Genomic DNA, 17,036 nt, shown 5'->3' with positions numbered 1-17,036 from the left:
TAACCAGGGGGGTTTTCCAATGTCTATTCTAAGGGGTGCACTTCAGATTTTATCGGAATAACCAGGGGGGTTTTCCAATGTCTATTCTAAGGGGTGCACTTCAGCACCCGAGCGGTTCTGTCTCTTCTCCTTGATGAATTCCGTCTGCTACGAGCAGCGGAACCCGCTAACTCTCATAGCGCCCTTCAGCACCAGACAGACATCCTGGCGGCCGGCTGCTCCGCTGAGCGCACAGGTATAATCGCGCCACTCCTGCGCGCCTGTTCCGCTCAGCCGTATTTCTCCGGCCAACCGTCCGTCCGGGCCGCCGAGCCGGACCTCAAGCGACGCCTCTCTGTCTGCCGCCGCCCGGAAGGCCAGCGCCGCTGCGCCCTCGCCGAGATCGGCGTCCCGGTAGACGGCCCAGCCGGAACCGCTGCGCACTTCAAGCGCGCTTCCGCCTTCCGTACATTCCCCGAGCTGCAGGCCTTCATAATCGTCATAGTTGACGGCACGGGTCGCCTCGTTCAGATTACGCGGCGGGATCGCTTCAGCGTCAAGCTTCAGCACAGCAGAGAGCGGCAGGCTGGCCGAAGAAGAACCGGCCAGGAATGTATAGTTGCCGGCCTCCACCCAGTAACGGTCGCGGGTTACATCCCACATCGCCAGCTCTGCCAGCGGCAGTGTGAACGTCACCTCGGCCGTCTCGCCCGGCTGAAGGAGCATGCGCCGGAATGCCAGGAGCTGCTTCAGCGGCCGCTTCACCCGGGACTGCTCCGCCCGGCCGTAGAGCTGAACCACTTCTTCACCGGCGCGCCCGCCGGTATTTGTAACCCGGACGGTCACTGCGATCTCCCGGTCTCTCTCCGCATCCGCCTCCGTCTTGTCCAGACGGATTTCCTCATAGCGGAAGCTGGAATACGACAGGCCGTGGCCGAACGGATAGAGCACGTCGCCTTCAAAATACTGATAGGTCCGTCCGTGCTTAATAATATCGTAGTCCATGAACTCGGGAAGCTGATCCACAGACCGGTACCAGGTCATATTGAGCCGGCCGGCCGGGTTGTACGCCCCGAACAGCACGTCGGCGAGCGCATGGCCGAGCTCCTGTCCGGCGTGGGTGCTGTACAGAATGGCCGGCACATGGGCATCGGTCCAATTCAGCGCGAACGGATAGCTGCCGATGACCACGACCACCGTGTTGGGATTGGCCGCGTATACTTCCTGAATCAGCTTTTCCTGCGAAGCCGGAAGCGTAATGTCGGGACGGTCCATCGTTTCTTTGCCGTTGATCAGCGGATGATTGCCGACAAAGACGACCGCCAGGTCCGCCTCGCTCGCCGCTCTTCTCGCCTCTTTCAGCTTGTCGGTCAGCACTTCCACTTCGAATTCGTCGGCGGCAACGGCTACCGCTCTCTCGCCCGAGACTTCCGCTGCGCCGGCTACGTTGATTTCATTCGCCATTTCAGCGGCGCTGCCGTCGCCGACCAGCAGAGCGCCCGAATCGCCGCTTACCGTTACAGGCGTACCGTTCCAGGTAGAGAAGGTTACAGTCTGCGGCTGACCGTCTACGGCGGAGATCAGGAAGACCTCCTTCGTGAACCATTCCCAGATTCGGTCGGCCGCTGCCTTCACGATCCGGTCGTCCGTCGTCAGATACTTGCCGTTCTTCTCGGCAATCAGCGTATGGCTGTCCCAGCCCCAGTCCGTCACTTCAAAAATATCGGCGTCCTCGGCCTTCTCCGCCGTCGCCGCCAGCGCAGCCTCTTCGCCTTCACCGAGCGTCACATACCGGCCCGTCTTCTTCGATTTCAGCCGGATGCGATCCGTTCCGCCTGCGAACAGCGTCTTCCGCTCCGCACGGTTGCCGGCTTCGGCCAGCTTCGCTTCGATTCCTTCCAGCGGCGTTACCGCATAGGGCAGCGAGCCGCTGTACCAATCCCGGTAGACCGTGCCGCTGAGCGGGCCGATCACGGCCACCTGGCCCAGCTGATCCGCCTGCAGCGGCAGCAGGCCGCCTTCATTCTTCAGCAGAACGGCCGCTTTGCACGCGGCTTCCCGGGAGAGCTCGGCATGTTCGGGACGCAGGATGGCCGATTCATCAATGGCCGCGTACGGGTTGCCCTCTTCGGAGTCGAATTCTCCGAGCCGGAAGCGGACCCGGAAGGTGTTGCGGAGAGCGATGTCCAGATCGCTCTCCGTAAGCAGACCCTCGGCCAGCGCTTCGCGCAGCGCCGCCTTGATGGCCTCTCCGTCGTCCGTAATGCTGTCGATGCCGCCCTCTTTGACCGAACGGGCGACGGCTTCTTTATAGGTCTCCAGATAGCCGTGATCGCGGACGGTTCCCGTTACGTCAAAAGCGTCGCTGACGACGAAGCCGTCCATGCCCCACTCTTCCTTCACCACCGCTTGTACATCCGGGTTCAGGTTGGCCGGCACGCCGTTGATGGCATTGTAGGCCGTCATCATCGACTGGGCGCCGCCTTCCTTGAACGGGATTTCGAAAGCCTTGAGGTAGTATTCGCGCATATTGCGCGGATCAATGCTGACCGAAGCGTCGCCCCGGCCGACTTCATTATTGTTGGCAATAAAGTGCTTCAGTGTGGCAACCGCTTTCAAATATCGGGGGTGGTCGCCCTGAATGCCCTGCACGAGCGCAGACGCCAGCTTCCCGGTCAGTACCGGATCTTCGCCGTAAGCCTCTTCCGTCCGTCCCCAGCGCGGGTCGCGTTCCATATCGACTGTAGGCGCCCACAGGGTCAGCCCGTTGATTTCGGGATTGCGTTTATAAAAGCCGCGCGCTTCATCGCCGATCGCGCTTCCGATGCGCTGCATCAGCCCGGTGTCCCAGGTGCATCCGAGGCCGATCGGCTGCGGGTAGCCGGTGGCCTCCCCGAGCCAGGCCATGCCATGCGCCGCTTCCGTTCCGTGCTTATACGCTTTCACGCCCAGCCGTTCAACGGCGGCCTGGTATTGGATCATGAGATCTACCTTTTCTTCCAGCGTGAACCGGGAGACCAGGTCATTTACCCGTTCTTCCAGAGGCAAGTCAGGATTCTGAAAAGGAAAATAGGTTGGTGCGGACATTGTCATCATCTCCTCGAGCGTATTGTAAGCGAGAACCGCAGTGAGGAGCTACCCGTATAATTAGAGGCAATATCATAGAGAATTAGAGGCGCTTTCACAGAACGGCTAAGGGCGGACGGCTAAGGGCAGAGAAAGCGGCTCGGGGTGCTGTTTCCAGCCCCCCGAGCCGCTTCGTCGTTCCTTCCCTAAGTTAACGGCCTGAACCGCTTCCCCCGCCTGCCCGCGGCAAGATCCCTCTCAGGTAGCCGGCCAGCTCCCGCGCCGCTCTCTCATGGGCGAGCCGCCCCGGATGCACTCTGGACCCCACCGTCTCCTCCGTCATATTCGGAAGCTGGAAGACGGATACGTTCCGGTCGCCGGTCCGCTTGCCGTAAGCATCGACCGCGCGGTAAATGGCAGGCATGAGTCCAAGCCCCAGCATGCCGTAGACCCAGACGATCCGGGCGCGGGGATTGCGTGAGCGAATCAGTTCAAGGAACCGTTCAATGGCCTGTTCCACGGTTCCCAGATCTTCTTCGTTATAGCTTCCATCCTCGTTCAGCCGCTTCTTGCGGCGCTCGCCGGTCGCCGGGTCCTGCCACCCGGCGTTATGAAAGGCGCCTTCGTCATTCGTTCCGAGGTTGACGATAACGGCGTCGGGCTGCCAGGAGCGGAAATCATTCGGCTCCAGCGCCCCGAGTTCCTCGTTCCTCCGGCCCGAGAGCAGCCCGCAGACCTGGTCATAGATGCGCGGCATGCGGTTGCGGGGATTATTGTCCCAGCTTGTCAGAACGCCCCAGCCGCTCTGGGACAGCACGCGGTAATCGGCGTTCAGCGCTTCCGCCGTCAGGGCGGTGTAGTTGTGCACGGCGCTGAACCAGACCGGAATCCAGTCCATCTCTTCTCTCGCGCCGATGGCGCCCTCGCCGGAGGTGATGCTGTCTCCGACAAACTCAATCTTCAGCGGCTTGTCCGCCACCGGCAGCAGGTCTCCGTCGAAGCGGAGGGCATGAATTTGAAGCAGGGCATCCGGATCTTCGCTCATCGCCTGTATGTCTTTCAAAAGGCGCACATGCTTGACGGAGCCGGCGCTCATTCCGCGGAACAGACAGATCCAGTAGCGACCGGCCGTCAGCATCTGTCGGCTGATTGGCGCACCGTTCAGCAGGACGCTGATCCAGGGTTCATAGGTCTCATAGTCGGCTTCCACTTCGATCCACAGTTCGGTTCCCGTTAAATTCACTTCTATACCGCTGCCCGTCCAGAACAGGGTCAGGGGAGACCGCGAGCCGTTCGTGCGGCCATGGACCCGGACGGCTTCGGCCAGCGTCATTTCCTTCAGCTTCGGATTGTTCTTCATTCCTCGATTCCTCACTCATCCCAGATATAAGTCATGCGGCCATTTCCGCCGACTTCAATCCTTATGGTACTCTCCCGGCGCCATCGCTTCAATGGACGCTCTTATGCTCTTCGCAGCGGGCCGTGTTCAGGAAGAGGCCGCCGTCTTGTCCCGTCCGGTCCGCATGCTCAGCGACAGAACGCAGCAGCCCAGAAGAACCAGACCCGACAATACATACGGCAGGTTCAGGTTAAAATCGAACAGGTACCCGGCCACAATCGGTCCGGCAATGTTGCCCAGACTGGTGAACGCCGAGTTCAGACCCGCCACATAGCCCTGCTGATCCCGCGCCAGCCTCGACATTTGAGTTCCGACCGCCGGCCGCATAATGTCGATAGCCAGGAAAACAATGAAAGTAACGGCAAAGATCATCCAGAAGGCGCTCACGAGAAGCGTCAGCAGAATAAAAATTCCCGCGAACAGCAGGCAGACCGTAATTACCTGCTTCTCGCCGAACCGGTTCAGAATCCAGCTGAACGCCGTCATCTGGACGACAGCCCCCGCAATGGAGCCAAAGGTAATGATGAAGGCGATATCCTGCGGATCGAAGCCGAATTTATGATCTACGAACAGGCCGAACACCGTCTCGAAATTGGCCAAGCCGAAGGACATGACGAATACAACAATCAGACTGATAAAATAAGGCTCGCGCACAGATTGCCGCAGCTGGCTCAGCAGGCCGCCCGTCTCCTGCGGTCCCGGTTCCCCGGAAGCGGCAGCCGTGCTTGCCGCAGCCGGGGCCCGGCGCGATTCGCGGAGTATCAGCAGGGTAATGAGCGCGGCCGCAAGGCCTGCAACGCCCGCCGCATAGAAGGGCACCCGGATGCCGAAATCGGCAATATATCCGCCGATCCCCGGCCCGATAATGAAGCCGGTCGTAATGCTGGCGTTAATATAGCCCATCCCTGCGGCCCGCTCTTCATCGGTCGTAATATCGGCGGCATAGGCCATTACCGCCGGCATAATCATCGCCGCGCTGACGCCGCCCAGCATCCGGGCGACGAACAGCAGGAGCGGAGAGGACGCCAGTCCGAACAGACCCTCGGAGAGAGCGAAGAGCACCATCCCGGAGACGATCATTCTTTTGCGTCCCAAGGAATCCGACAGCCTTCCGGCCAGCGGCGAGAAAATAAACTGGGTGAGCGAGAAGGTCGCAACCAGCAGCCCGATCAGGCCGCCGGTTATGCCCAGATCGTTCATGAACTTCGGCATGATCGGAATAATAAGACCGATGCCGGTGAACACCAGGAACAGATTTAACATCAGAATCGGCAGAGCGCCGCGGTTCTTCAAAAAAATAGACATAAAGCCTCCATCGTATTTAGAATACTGAATGATCGTTCTAGATCCATACAGACCCATCCTAGTCCCCGGCTACACCGCTTAAAAAGACGTCGATGGCCAGCCGGTAGGCGGCCAGTGCTTCTTCCTGCCCCATTTCCCGGGTATGAAGACTGAGCCCGTACAGCAGACTGTCGAGGATCACGGCCAGCCGCGCGGCATCGCGGGGGGCGAATTCACCGCTGTCCATCCCCTGCTGCAGCAGGTTCCGGTTAAAGGTCAGGTAGCCGTTGACCATCTCCCGGATTCGCTCCTCGGCGTGCGAGTCCTTGACGGTGTTGTTATAGAATTCATCGACCGCCTTCGTGAGCGGATGATTCATCTGCTGCATCGCCATATGCTCCGCCAGCCCGTACAGCTTCCCGGCAACGGTGGGGTAATCGGCCTCCTTGCTTCGCCAGACTTCTTCCCATTCCGTATCCCATTCTTCAATCAGATACAGGAAGAGCCCCTCCTTGCTCTTGAAATGGTAATAGATATTCCCCGCGCTGCATCCCGTCGCCTTGACAATGTCGTCAATCGCGGTCGCATTGTAGCCTTTCTGGATGAACAGCGGGCGCGCAGCTGCGGCAATCCTCCGGCGGGTCTCCTCGGTCTGCTGCTGTTTCTTGTTCAAGCGTTCTTCCCCCTCGAATACTGAACGAATATTCAGTATTGTAGCCGATCTGCACCTGTCTGTGCAACCCGCCCTTTCCCGGCAGCAAAAAAAGACGGAGAGTCCTGCCTCTCCGTCTTCCTGTTCCGTTGCCCTGCGGGAGCCGGATCCCGGCTCTCCGCCCGCTTTTCGCCCGCTCTCCGGCTGCCCGCCGTCAGCCTTTGCTACACGTATTTGCCGTGATCCGGCACCGCCGTCTGATCAAACGTGCGCGTAAGCCGCTCCAGCCCTTCCGCCAGCTCTTCGCCGGCCATCGGCCGGCCGTGCCCCGTGATGGCCATCGCTGGCCGCAGCGCCGCCAGCCGCAGCACCGATTCACGGGCTGCCTTCCAGTCGGCCGTAAAATACCGCGGCGGACCGCACACCTCGGTCTTCTGGACCAGCACCTTGTACAGTGAATCCTGCCTTACGGTAATAAAAGCGTCGCCGGCGATCAGCGCCCGGTCAGCTTCCCGGAACAGCGCGACCTGCCCCGGCGCATGGCCGGGGGTATGAATCCAGCGAAAGCCCGGAAGATGGGGCACTATCCCGTCTTCCGGAAGCGCCTGGATCCGGCTGCCCAGTTGAATCGGTTCGTTGGGGAAGACCGAGGAGATTTTGGCCAGAATCCCGCCCTCAACGCTCGGGTCCGGTTCGGGATAGCTCTCTTCGCCCGTTAAGAAAGGCAGCTCCAGCGGGTGCGCGTACACCGGCACATCCCAGCGCTCCAGCAGTTCCACAATCGCGCCTACATGGTCAAAATGTCCGTGCGTCAGCACGATCGCATCCGGGCGGCTGCCCTTGCCGAACCGCTCTTCCGCCGCTTCCACAATGGAATCCACCGAACCCGGCATGCCCGCGTCCACCAGCACATAGCCGGGGCCGCCGGGACGGCCGACCAGCGCAATATTAACAATCCCAACGGTATAGCCGTACAGATCCTCCGCAACCTCCACCCCGGTACCGCTGGTGATCGAGGTCGCGGGAATCCGGTGATAATCGCTTCCGTAGCTCGGTTCTCTCGGTTCTTCCTTCATGGGAATTCCTCCTTGGCCTTCCGGGCTGACTTGCGCTTAGTGTAGCCTTAGACGAGCCGGCCTATCCGGCAGGATATCCGCTCTTAGCCCATTAATAAACACATCGGGCGGTCTTGCACCAGCTTCCCCCTGCCTCAACTCCCATAACCCGGGAGACCTTGCGGTACGTCCGCTCCTCCGGCTTACCGCCAGCCCGGTATCCGGCGAATATCTCCGTCCCAGATCTGATAAGCGCTCGTTACCTCCATCCCCCGGGGAGAGCTCTCGGTATGAAGGTAACAACCGTCGATGCCGGCTCTTCGCGCCCCCTCCAGATCGGTGCGCGGGTCGTTGCCGACCATCAGCGCGGAGGTAAGATCCGCTCCGTATGTACGCTGCAAATAGCGGTAGAACAGCGGATCGGGCTTGCTCAGCCCCGCTTCCGACGAAATCGCAATGCCGTCGAACCGGTCGAGAATGCCCAGCGCGCCCAGCTCCGCTTCAATGAACGTCTTCTGCCCGTTCGACAGCAGGTAGATCTTCTTCCCTTGGCTGCGCAGAGCGGTCAGCACCTCCTCTACGCCGTCGTACAGGGCCAGATGACGCATCGAGAGCGTACGGAACCACCGCACCGTCTCGTTCAGCCAGCCTGCGCTGACTTTGACGCCAAGCCCGTCAGCAACCGCTTCCAAAACTTTCTCCAGCACAAAGTCGGGATATTCGCAGCCTGACCGCAGAGCCTCCAGCTGCCGTTCCGTCTCCTCGGCTGCCCGCTTCTGCAGCGCGGGACCGGTAATCTCCATCCCCTTGTACCGGAAATGGACACTCAGCGTCTCCCACAGCCTCGGGTCGTCCTCATCGGTCCGAATGTCAATCAACGTGCCATACAGGTCAAAAATATACGTGTTGTACAAGTTCTCTCTCCTCTCCCTTGCCGTTCACTACGGGCTCTTTCTCTACTTTCGGTTCCGTTTTGTATATTGGGTATACATGAACAGCGCAGACAAAATCGCCGCAACCATGCCAAGCCCGGCCGCCGCTTCCGCGCCCATGCCGAATGCTGTGCCGATACCGGTTACCAGTTTCCGCATCAGCAGCGCCACAATAATGACCATCAGCGGCCGCCAGATATTATAGCCTCTCATTTGTTGGTCTTCACTCCCGGTTGTTGGTATCTTGCTTCGCCCGTCCATTATAGCATAGGGAGCGGGCAGGCCGCCTTCGGTCCTGTGCGGAAGGGCCGCTGCCCTATGCGGATTTAAGGTGCATGCAAAAAGCCCGGCCGCCAAGGCCGGGGAATCTTTTGCCGGATGCTGATCGCGCAGAGAGCTCTGCCGCCGCCGGCCTGCGGGCTTAACGAATTGCCTGCCGCCGCTACAGCCGGGCTTCATTCGCTCCTGGCCACCCGCAGTCCCTGGTCCGGTCCCAGACCGCTCGCTTCGAATTTGCCCCGGTAGGCAATCTCGCTGCTCACCACGTCGCCGATCCAGCCGCCGCCCTTGACGATCTTCAGGCTGCCGGTATCGCCTTCCGGGTTCTCATACCAGTTCCAGCACCATTCTCTTACGTTGCCGGACATGTCGTAGAGACCGAGTCCATTCGGCTTCTTGCTGCCGACCGGATGGGTCCGGTTATGATTGCTCTCGATCAATGGCCAGTTCCAGTCTCCCGTCAGCGGCTTGTCTCCGGCGTTCCTCCAGTACCAGGCGACGTCTTCGGCATTGCCGCTTCCGCTGTAGAGATCATCCCGGCTCTGCTGTCCGCCCCCGGCGGCATATTCCCACTCCGCCTCGGTCGGCAGCCGGTAGCCGTTGGCGCCTTCCTTGATCGTAACTTTCCATTTCACGGGATCATGATCGTTCTTGTTGCCGGGATCGGGCTTCGATTTGTCGATCCTGTATACCGGTGTATAGCCTTCCTTCAGGCTTCGCTTGTTGCAGTATTCAACCGCATCATACCAGCTGATTCCTTCGACCGGCAGCCGGTCTCCCCGGAACTGGGAGGGGTTGTTTCCCATTACTTCTGTCCACTCTTGTTGGGTAACCTCGTACTTCCCGATATAGAAGCTTGCGACTTCCTTCCGCGTGCCGGCTTCAGCGGTGCGGGTGCTGCGCACGGCTCCTCCCTGGATGAACACCAGGCCGGAGGCCTTATCGGCGCGGGCCGAACTCTCCGTTGAATCCGGATGGTCCGGAACGGCCGAATGGCCGGGCACCTCTGAACTGCCCGGTTCCGCCGAATGATTGGAGGCGTCCGAACCGTTCGCAGGCCGGGCGCTGTTCTCCGGCCGGGCGGACTGCCCAGGCGGCGAAGATGACGCCGCATTCCCGTCCGAACAGGCGGAGATGACCATCGACAGTCCGATCAGCAGGACTAGCAGCCTTGTTCTCATACCGTCTCTCCTTCTGAGTCTATCTCTCCGCCACTCCCGGGAACAGATAAGGCCGACGGCAGTGGACCCGTTCAGCCTTATCCGCTTCATGGAGAGCGGTACTTGCCGCTCCCTCATGGCCAGCTCCAAGCGGTCAGCCGCTCTGCGCCGGCGGGAGGGCTATTTTACCACACCGTAACGTTCGAGCTGCCGCTGCTCTGGTAGCCTTCAGTCGCTACAATCTGGTAGACCCAGCTGCTGCCCGGATACATGCCCACGTTCTTCCAGGCATTTACATGATTGCCGAACGTAATGGTATTGTTCGTTCCGATCGAGCGCTTGGACTGCCGCACGCTCCAGAACTGGGTGAACGTGGCCGTTCCGTCAATGGACGGAGCATTGTAACGCGTTGCGGTGTAGATGTCATAGGTGCCGCCGTCGCTTGTCACACTGCCTTTGTAGGTTCCGGTCGGCCGGTAGGTTCCCCAGTTATCCACCACGTAATATTCGATCAGCGAGTTGCGGGTCCATCCGTATAAAGTCAGATAAGCATTGCCCGACGGAGCAAAAACACCGGCGTTGTAATTGACCACCCGGGTCGGCGAGCCGGCGTTCCAGCCCTTGCCGACGACGAAGTTGCCGGTGTCCTTCCAGTTCACGCTGTAATTGCCGCCGGAGCCGTTCGTTGCATTGACCGTTCCGCCGCCGTCCGTCCAGTTCTGCCAATAGTCCGTCGCAGCGTAAGCGCTTGCAGCAAACAGGCTTGTACAACTTACCGTTACCGCCATAAGCAATGCCGAGATTTTCTTTGTGATCTTCAACCGAATTCGCCTCCTGATTTTTTAGGATGATGCATTCACCATCCGTGGAATAAGTTCTGTACGCGCCGATCCTTGCAGGCCTGCCTTCCGTCTCTTTAAAAGAAACGGTATGTTCGCCCCTCGCCTCCTTTCAGGAAAATTATAGAAGGTAACCGCTTTCAAAACACTTAACAAATTAAAGGTGAATCCCCTGCATTTTTTACTTATCGTGGTAATTTTGCGCACTTTGTTGCACAGGTGGATTCTATTTTTGGGCGTGATACCTCTGAGCGATTCTTAGGCACACTTCGGCTCGGAGGATATCCCTTTTGGCAAATAAAAAAAATTAATCTATTAAGCATTCTGTATTTCTCCTATTCTTAGTATCGTGATCCTAAGACCCCGGTCTTTGTTCCTCCACAAAAAAACGAGGAACCCATTGGGTTCCCCGATCCCTTTCTACAACGTCTCCGTATTCAGCGTGAACCCTTCAATGACGGCGTCCTCGTCAATCTCGATCAGGATGCATCGCTTTCCTTGGTAATTGACCTGCTTCACATATTTCAGATCCTGCGGGCTGACCGAGATGGTCGCTACTTTGGTGTTGATCTTGATCGACTTTGAAGTGAACTTCGGCAGCACGCTGTTGGCTTTGATCTCGTAGTTCCGGTCATCCACAACCGTTCGGAAAGCCTGCTCCACCTTCTCCTCGGTTACATTCTCCACTCCGCTGACACTCAGCACCCGCTCGACCTCTTTAAAATCCAGCGTCGGCGGCTCTTCCTCATTCTCGTGAGATTCGATAACCTGGTGGATTTCCTCATATACCTGGGCAATCGTGGCCGCATCGAGCTGGTCCCCGGCCACTTCCTTCACAATCTCCTCAAAGATCGTCCGTTCCTCCTGGGCCGTCACCGTCTTCTCCGCATTCAGAATCTGATCGATAAAATGCGGGTTCGGCTCATTGGCTCGGCCCGAGCAGTACAGCACCCGATTCACATCCGAATAGCCGTCCGTTACGCTGGGATAAAAAAATCCTTGCTCCGGCGCGCTCAGCTTGATGATCGGGTCCACGATGACATTGTACTTGAACTCGCGCTCCACATAGTCGAACATCAGCGACTTCCGCTGCTCCTCGGTCGAATTCACGCTGCAGAGAATGAAGGGATTGGCGAACACCTCGTCCTTGCCGCTCTCCTCCGACTCCTCGCTGCGCTTCTTGGTTGGCCGGAAATACTGTCCCCGTACAAAGGTCACCACCATGTCTTTGGCATACCGGGTGTCTGCCAGCATTTTGTCGACAAGCAGCATCATCAGATCATGCCATTCATCCGGGTCCCCGGTAACAAGCCCTTGATGAAGCAGTACCCGGCTCGGGTCCTTGACGTCTTCCTCCGCCTCCTGGAACTTCAGCTCGAAGAGCTTCTGGTCCAGCTCGCCGGTCAGCAGCTTCTTGAAGTTCCCCATATAGAGCTCCTGCTTCTCCCGGTCCAGCATCGCGAACGGCTGCCGCTCGAAATGGTAGATTTCGCTGCTGTCCTTCATGATATACACGTTCAGAATGTCATACAGCTTCAGCATCTCGTGGTCCAGCTTGAACTGCTTGCGAATATGGGCAATTTCTTTTTTAATCATCGTCCGTTCCTACACTCCCAATGAATCGAATTATGCTCCCTTCTATCATAACAAAAAAAGCCGCAGGCTTGCCTGATCGGCTGATTAAAAAAGGGAATTGCCTTTGACGGCAATCCCCGTTCTTTTATTCCTTGACGGCGACGGCCATAATCTCGATCTCATCCAGACCGATGCTCCGCCGCTTGCTCCATTCGCCCAGAGCGCCGCCCCAAATATTCTCCACTTTCAACCCTGCTTCGGCGAACATCGCCTTCAGTTCAAAAGGGAAATATCGGCGTTCCTTCACTTCGACCCGCTTCTTTCCCTCCGGCAGCTCCCATTCGTCCTCGTAGTGCTCCACCAACGTCACCGGATCGAACCGGCCGGAAGCGACATCCTCCTGGGTCAGACTCCGGATTCTGGCGTAGGCATTCAGCGTCGTCAGGATCATCCGTCCTCCGGGCTTCAGCCCTTCGGAAATGTGGGCCAGAATGGCCGCGTCGTGGGCAATGGGCTCCTCTTCTCTGCCGACCAGCCCAAAGGCCCCTTCGCAGAGACAGATGACCGCATCGAAGGTTCGGGCAGGAACATAGGCTGCCGCATCCGCCTGAACCCACTCCACCTCCACCCCCTCTTCCGCCGCTCTCCTGCGGGCTTCCGCCAGCATGCCCGACGAAATATCCACACCGGTAACCCGGTACCCCCGTCCGGCCAGCTCGACCGCATGTCTTCCTGTACCGCAGCCGATATCAAGCACCCGACTCCCCGGCGCAAGCTGCAGCTCTTCGACGACAAAGTCCACTTCCGAAACAGTGTTCTTCGTAAAGCCGTTATTCATATAGTGAGGGGCATGTGCATCAAAGAAAGCTTCCCAATTGTTTTTGCTCAATTCTCTAACCTCCATGTATGGAAACCACAGAAGCGCCTCATATGTATCCATACAGCTTCCGCAGCTTAGCTATTTCGATTCCCTGCTTGAGTGTGTTCCTTCCGACTTATCATCCTGCATCGCTCCCTTTGATTCAGATAAACCGAGTATAGCAAGCGGCCGAAGGCCCTGCCATGGAAAGAATGATTATAGTTATCTTACCAATAGAGGTTGTCAGCCAACATTACAAGCCGAACAAGCGGAACTAGAGTTCAATCTCTTAAAAGAACGGAGATTTCCTTTGCCCAGTCAATTCTGTTCACCATAACAGCATCAACATCCAATTCCATGGCCAGCTTGAGATCATCTTCATGCGTGACCGTCCACGGACGGAGCAGTACGCCCCGCCGGCGACAGTCTTCCGCTAGCAACGGATGGCGCAGCATGGCTACATAGGGATGGAGCGCTTCCGCTCCGACCTTCTCGCACTGCTCCGCAGTAACCAGTATTTCTCCGCCGCAGAGCAGCGCCGTCCTGGAGGAAGGATTAAGCCGCTTCACTTGCTGTATAGAGTAATGGTTGAATGACGACCATACGATCCGTTCTGCCATTCCCTGCTTCTGCACTTGCTTCAGCGCCAATTCTTCAATTCCTTCATAATAAATCAGACCTGTCTTCAGCTCAATATTGAGGGTCAGCCCTGTTGGCTCCAGCAGTTCCAGCACTTCCGATAGCGTAGGCACTTCCATAAACAACGGCTTGGACCGCCCGCTCTTATTGAAGTTGAGCTTCTTGATCTCGGCGAGTGTCATATCCTTCACCCATCCGTGCCCATTGCTCGTTCGATCAACCGTTTCGTCGTGAATGACGACGATTTCCTTATCCTTGGTAAGCTGTATATCCAGCTCTACTCCGTCCGCCCCCATTTCAACAGCCCGTTGAAATCCTTCCAGTGTATTCTCCGGGGCAGAGGAGTAGGCTCCGCGATGACCCCATATCTTCATAGCATCCATTTCTCCTTTCTTCGTCGTTGCTGCCTGCTTACCAACAAGGAGAGATTCAAGCTCCGTCCAACTCTCTTCTCGCCAGATCGAGCGCATTGCGGACAATCTGCCACATATCATAATATTTATACTCGGCCAGTCTTCCGCCAAAGATAACGTTCTCTTCCCGCTCGGCAAGCGCCTTATAATTCTGATAACGGTCATTGTTGCTTGAATCGTTAACCGGATAGTAAGGCTCATCCCCCGGTTCATACTCCTTGGAGTATTCACGGGTAACCACCGTTTTGGGCTGGGTGCCGAATTCAAAATGTTTATGTTCGATGATGCGGGTAAAAGGCGTCTCTTCGTCGGTATAATTCACGACCGCGTTGCCCTGAAAGTTCGACTTATCCAGAATCTCCGTATCGAATCGCAGCGTGCGGTACTCCAGTGGTCCGAATTGAAAGCCGTAGAACTCATCCAGCATTCCCGTGTAGACCGTCTTCTCGGCCAGGCCGTCGAAGTACTTTCTCTCGGCAAAATAGTCCGTATTCAGCCTGACTTCGCTTCCTTCAAGCAGCTTCTCGATCATCGGCGTATAGCCGCCGACCGGAATCCCCTGATACTGGTCATTAAAATAATTGTTGTCCCATGTGAAGCGAACCGGAAGCCGCTTGATAATAAAGGCCGGCAGGTCCTTGCAGGCGCGGCCCCATTGCTTCTCGGTATAGCCTTTGATCAGCTTCTCGTAGATATCGCGTCCCACAAGAGAAATCGCCTGTTCCTCCAGATTCTGCGGCTCCTCGCCTTTCAGTCGCTGCGACTCGATGATTGCTTCGGCTTCGGACGGATCGGACACGCCCCATAACCGATAGAACGTATTCATATTGAACGGCAGGTTATACATTTCACCCTTGTAATTCGCGATAGGCGAGTTCGTATACCGGTTAAACGCAGCGAGCTGATTCACATAGTCCCACACTTCTTTATCATTGGTATGAAAAATATGCGCTCCATATTTGTGAACCTGAATCCCTTCCGTCTGTTCCGTATAAATGTTGCCTCCGATATGAGGACGCTTATCAATCACCAGACAGGTACGGCCGCGCTTCGTCGCTTCGTGCGCGAACACCGCGCCGAAAGGTCCTGCACCGACGATTAAGTAATCATACTTCATAGCATTCCTACCGCCTTCTTGGATTGTTCAAGCCACAGCCTGCCTTTTCGGAGACTGATCATGGTTCTTCCAAAATGCACAGCTCAGTCAATCTGGCGCAGACCACTCTGCTAGAGACTTTCCCGGTTCAATTCATCCGCTTATATCGTCGCACGCCGCAGCTCATAGAAATACCGGACGCTCGGATGCTTCAGCTTCATCGGTTCCGACAGATTCATCAGCCGCTTCTTCCCTACTCTTCGATCCAGGAGCGCCAGAATATTCGACAGAATCTCCGTGCTCTCCAGACTCTCCTCGATCGAAGTCGTCAGGAACTTATGGGCTTCCTTAATAAAATCGGATTTGCTGAGCGCAACCTGCGCGGACCAAATGGCTTTGGCCTGTTCCGAACTCTTTCGGCCTCGGGCCATGATCACCAGCCGATCCTCCGGGATCGTTCCCTGGCTGCTCTGACGGACCGCCTCCACCTCCTCTGCGCGAACAGGCATGATGGCGGAGAGGTCATTCTTGATCTCCAGTTCGGAATCATACCACCGGATTCCGCTGTTCCTGTCATTCATCAGGAGGATGTTCTTCTTATCGACGGAGAGATAACAAATCCCCGATTTATCGGGCAAATAGCGGTAGCCCGGTGCGCGGTACTCCACCCTGCCGCTTAGTGCGGGCGCGAGAAAGCTCTCCAACTGCTGCTTCAGCTTGCTCCAGGACATGTCAGCCTCCTTCGGTGTTTCTGCGGAAGAACGGGCGTTTAATCCCCGATTTCTTCCGACTCCTCCTGCGCCATATTCTCAAATTCTTGGACCAGGGCGCGCACTTCACTTGTCGATTTGGTGTTCATCATATTGTTTCTAAGCTCGCTTGCCCCCCGGAACCCGCGGACATAGATTTTGAAGAACCGCTGAAGCGGCCGGAACGGACGCTGCGCCGACTCCGAATACTGATCGTGCAGATCCAGGTGCAGCCGAAGCAGATCGAGCAGTTCTTCGCTGCTGTGATCCCTCGGCTCCTTCTCGAAGGCAAACGGGTTCTGAAAAATGCCGCGCCCGATCATAATGCCGTCCACTCCGTACTGCTCGGCGAGCCGCAGACCCGTCTCCCGGTCCGGGATATCCCCGTTAATCGTCAGAAGCGTATCCGGCGCTACCTCATCCCGAAGCTTCTTGATCTCGGGAATCAGCTCCCAGTGGGCTGCTACCTTGCTCATTTCCTCTCTCGTCCGCAGATGAACGGACAGGTTCACAATATCCTGCTTCAAAATATGGGTCAGCCAGCCGCGCCATTCGTCCACGCTGCTGAACCCGAGCCGGGTCTTCACGCTGACCGGCAGACCTCCGGCTTTGGCAGCCTGAATGATATCGGCGGCCGTGTCCGGCCGGCAGATCAGCCCGCTTCCTTTTCCATTCTCGGCAACATTGGCTACCGGACATCCCATATTCAAATCTATGCCTCGGAAGCCTTCCTTCGCCATCCCGATGCTCATCTGACGGAAGTACTCCGGCTTGTCTCCCCAGATATGAGCCACCATCGGCTGTTCATCCTCTGTAAAAGTCAGACGCCCGCGCACCGCATGGTTGCCCTCCGGGTGACAGTAGCTCTCCGTATTCGCGAACTCCGTAAAGAACACATCCGGTCTGCCCGCTGCGCTTACCACGTGGCGAAACACCACATCCGTTACATCTTCCATGGGCGCCAAAATGAAAAAAGGCCGCGGCAGTTCACGCCAAAAATTCGTTGTCATATCCCTGTACCTTTCTGTAGATGGTCAATCAAAGTATAGCATACCCCGGC

At 57.3% G+C, this 17,036-nt stretch carries 15 protein-coding genes; all 15 read right to left on the bottom strand.

Annotation, left to right across the window (positions count from 1 at the left end; genetic code table 11):
- Positions 1-147 precede the first annotated feature (147 nt).
- The gene (locus tag F4V43_RS09105; RefSeq protein ID WP_150457935.1) at positions 148-3,066 is read right to left on the bottom strand and encodes a glycoside hydrolase family 3 protein; all 2,919 of its coding nucleotides are present in this window, start codon (positions 3,064-3,066) and stop codon (positions 148-150) included.
- Between the two features lie 190 nt (positions 3,067-3,256).
- On the bottom strand, positions 3,257-4,405 hold the full coding sequence (locus F4V43_RS09100; RefSeq protein ID WP_150457934.1) for an SGNH/GDSL hydrolase family protein: 1,149 nt from the start codon (positions 4,403-4,405) through the stop codon (positions 3,257-3,259).
- Between the two features lie 126 nt (positions 4,406-4,531).
- Positions 4,532-5,749 (bottom strand): MFS transporter, encoded by a 1,218-nt coding sequence (locus F4V43_RS09095; protein ID WP_150457933.1) that lies wholly within the window; start codon positions 5,747-5,749, stop codon positions 4,532-4,534.
- 58 nt (positions 5,750-5,807) lie between these two features.
- Positions 5,808-6,401, bottom strand: a complete 594-nt coding sequence (locus F4V43_RS09090) for a TetR/AcrR family transcriptional regulator (RefSeq protein ID WP_150457932.1) — start codon at positions 6,399-6,401, stop codon at positions 5,808-5,810.
- A gap of 203 nt (positions 6,402-6,604) precedes the next feature.
- Positions 6,605-7,456 carry an MBL fold metallo-hydrolase gene (locus F4V43_RS09085; RefSeq protein WP_150457931.1) on the bottom strand — a complete coding sequence of 284 codons (852 nt, stop codon included), beginning with the start codon at positions 7,454-7,456 and terminating at the stop codon, positions 6,605-6,607.
- Between the two features lie 182 nt (positions 7,457-7,638).
- On the bottom strand, positions 7,639-8,349 hold the full coding sequence (locus F4V43_RS09080) for an HAD family hydrolase (protein WP_150457930.1): 711 nt from the start codon (positions 8,347-8,349) through the stop codon (positions 7,639-7,641).
- Positions 8,350-8,391: 42 nt separating this feature from the next.
- Positions 8,392-8,580, bottom strand: coding sequence for a hypothetical protein (locus F4V43_RS09075; RefSeq protein WP_150457929.1), 189 nt, complete (start codon positions 8,578-8,580; stop codon positions 8,392-8,394).
- Between the two features lie 242 nt (positions 8,581-8,822).
- Positions 8,823-9,827, bottom strand: coding sequence for a formylglycine-generating enzyme family protein (locus F4V43_RS09070; RefSeq protein ID WP_223879834.1), 1,005 nt, complete (start codon positions 9,825-9,827; stop codon positions 8,823-8,825).
- Between the two features lie 164 nt (positions 9,828-9,991).
- A complete protein-coding gene (locus tag F4V43_RS09065) occupies positions 9,992-10,594 on the bottom strand; it encodes a glycoside hydrolase family 11 protein (protein WP_150457937.1) in 603 nt (200 codons plus the stop codon).
- A 471-nt stretch (positions 10,595-11,065) separates the two neighbouring features.
- Positions 11,066-12,241, bottom strand: coding sequence for a DUF4317 domain-containing protein (locus F4V43_RS09060; protein ID WP_150457928.1), 1,176 nt, complete (start codon positions 12,239-12,241; stop codon positions 11,066-11,068).
- Between the two features lie 124 nt (positions 12,242-12,365).
- On the bottom strand, positions 12,366-13,109 hold the full coding sequence (locus tag F4V43_RS09055; RefSeq protein ID WP_150457927.1) for a class I SAM-dependent methyltransferase: 744 nt from the start codon (positions 13,107-13,109) through the stop codon (positions 12,366-12,368).
- A gap of 251 nt (positions 13,110-13,360) precedes the next feature.
- Entirely contained in the window at positions 13,361-14,188 is an 828-nt protein-coding gene (locus F4V43_RS09050) for a glycerophosphodiester phosphodiesterase (protein ID WP_223879833.1), read from the bottom strand.
- On the bottom strand, positions 14,148-15,248 hold the full coding sequence (gene glf, locus F4V43_RS09045) for a UDP-galactopyranose mutase (protein ID WP_150457926.1): 1,101 nt from the start codon (positions 15,246-15,248) through the stop codon (positions 14,148-14,150). Before glf ends, F4V43_RS09050 begins: the two co-directional genes overlap by 41 nt.
- A gap of 140 nt (positions 15,249-15,388) precedes the next feature.
- Entirely contained in the window at positions 15,389-15,958 is a 570-nt protein-coding gene (locus F4V43_RS09040; RefSeq protein ID WP_150457925.1) for a hypothetical protein, read from the bottom strand.
- A 38-nt stretch (positions 15,959-15,996) separates the two neighbouring features.
- Positions 15,997-16,986 (bottom strand): tRNA dihydrouridine synthase, encoded by a 990-nt coding sequence (locus F4V43_RS09035; protein ID WP_150457924.1) that lies wholly within the window; start codon positions 16,984-16,986, stop codon positions 15,997-15,999.
- Between the last annotated feature and the right edge of the window lie 50 nt (positions 16,987-17,036).

The sequence above is a fragment of the Paenibacillus spiritus genome (assembly GCF_008710135.1).
GTDB classification, from domain to species: Bacteria; Bacillota; Bacilli; order Paenibacillales; family Paenibacillaceae; genus Paenibacillus_AQ; species Paenibacillus_AQ glufosinatiresistens.
This window is presented reverse-complemented; position numbering and strand designations above follow the sequence as displayed.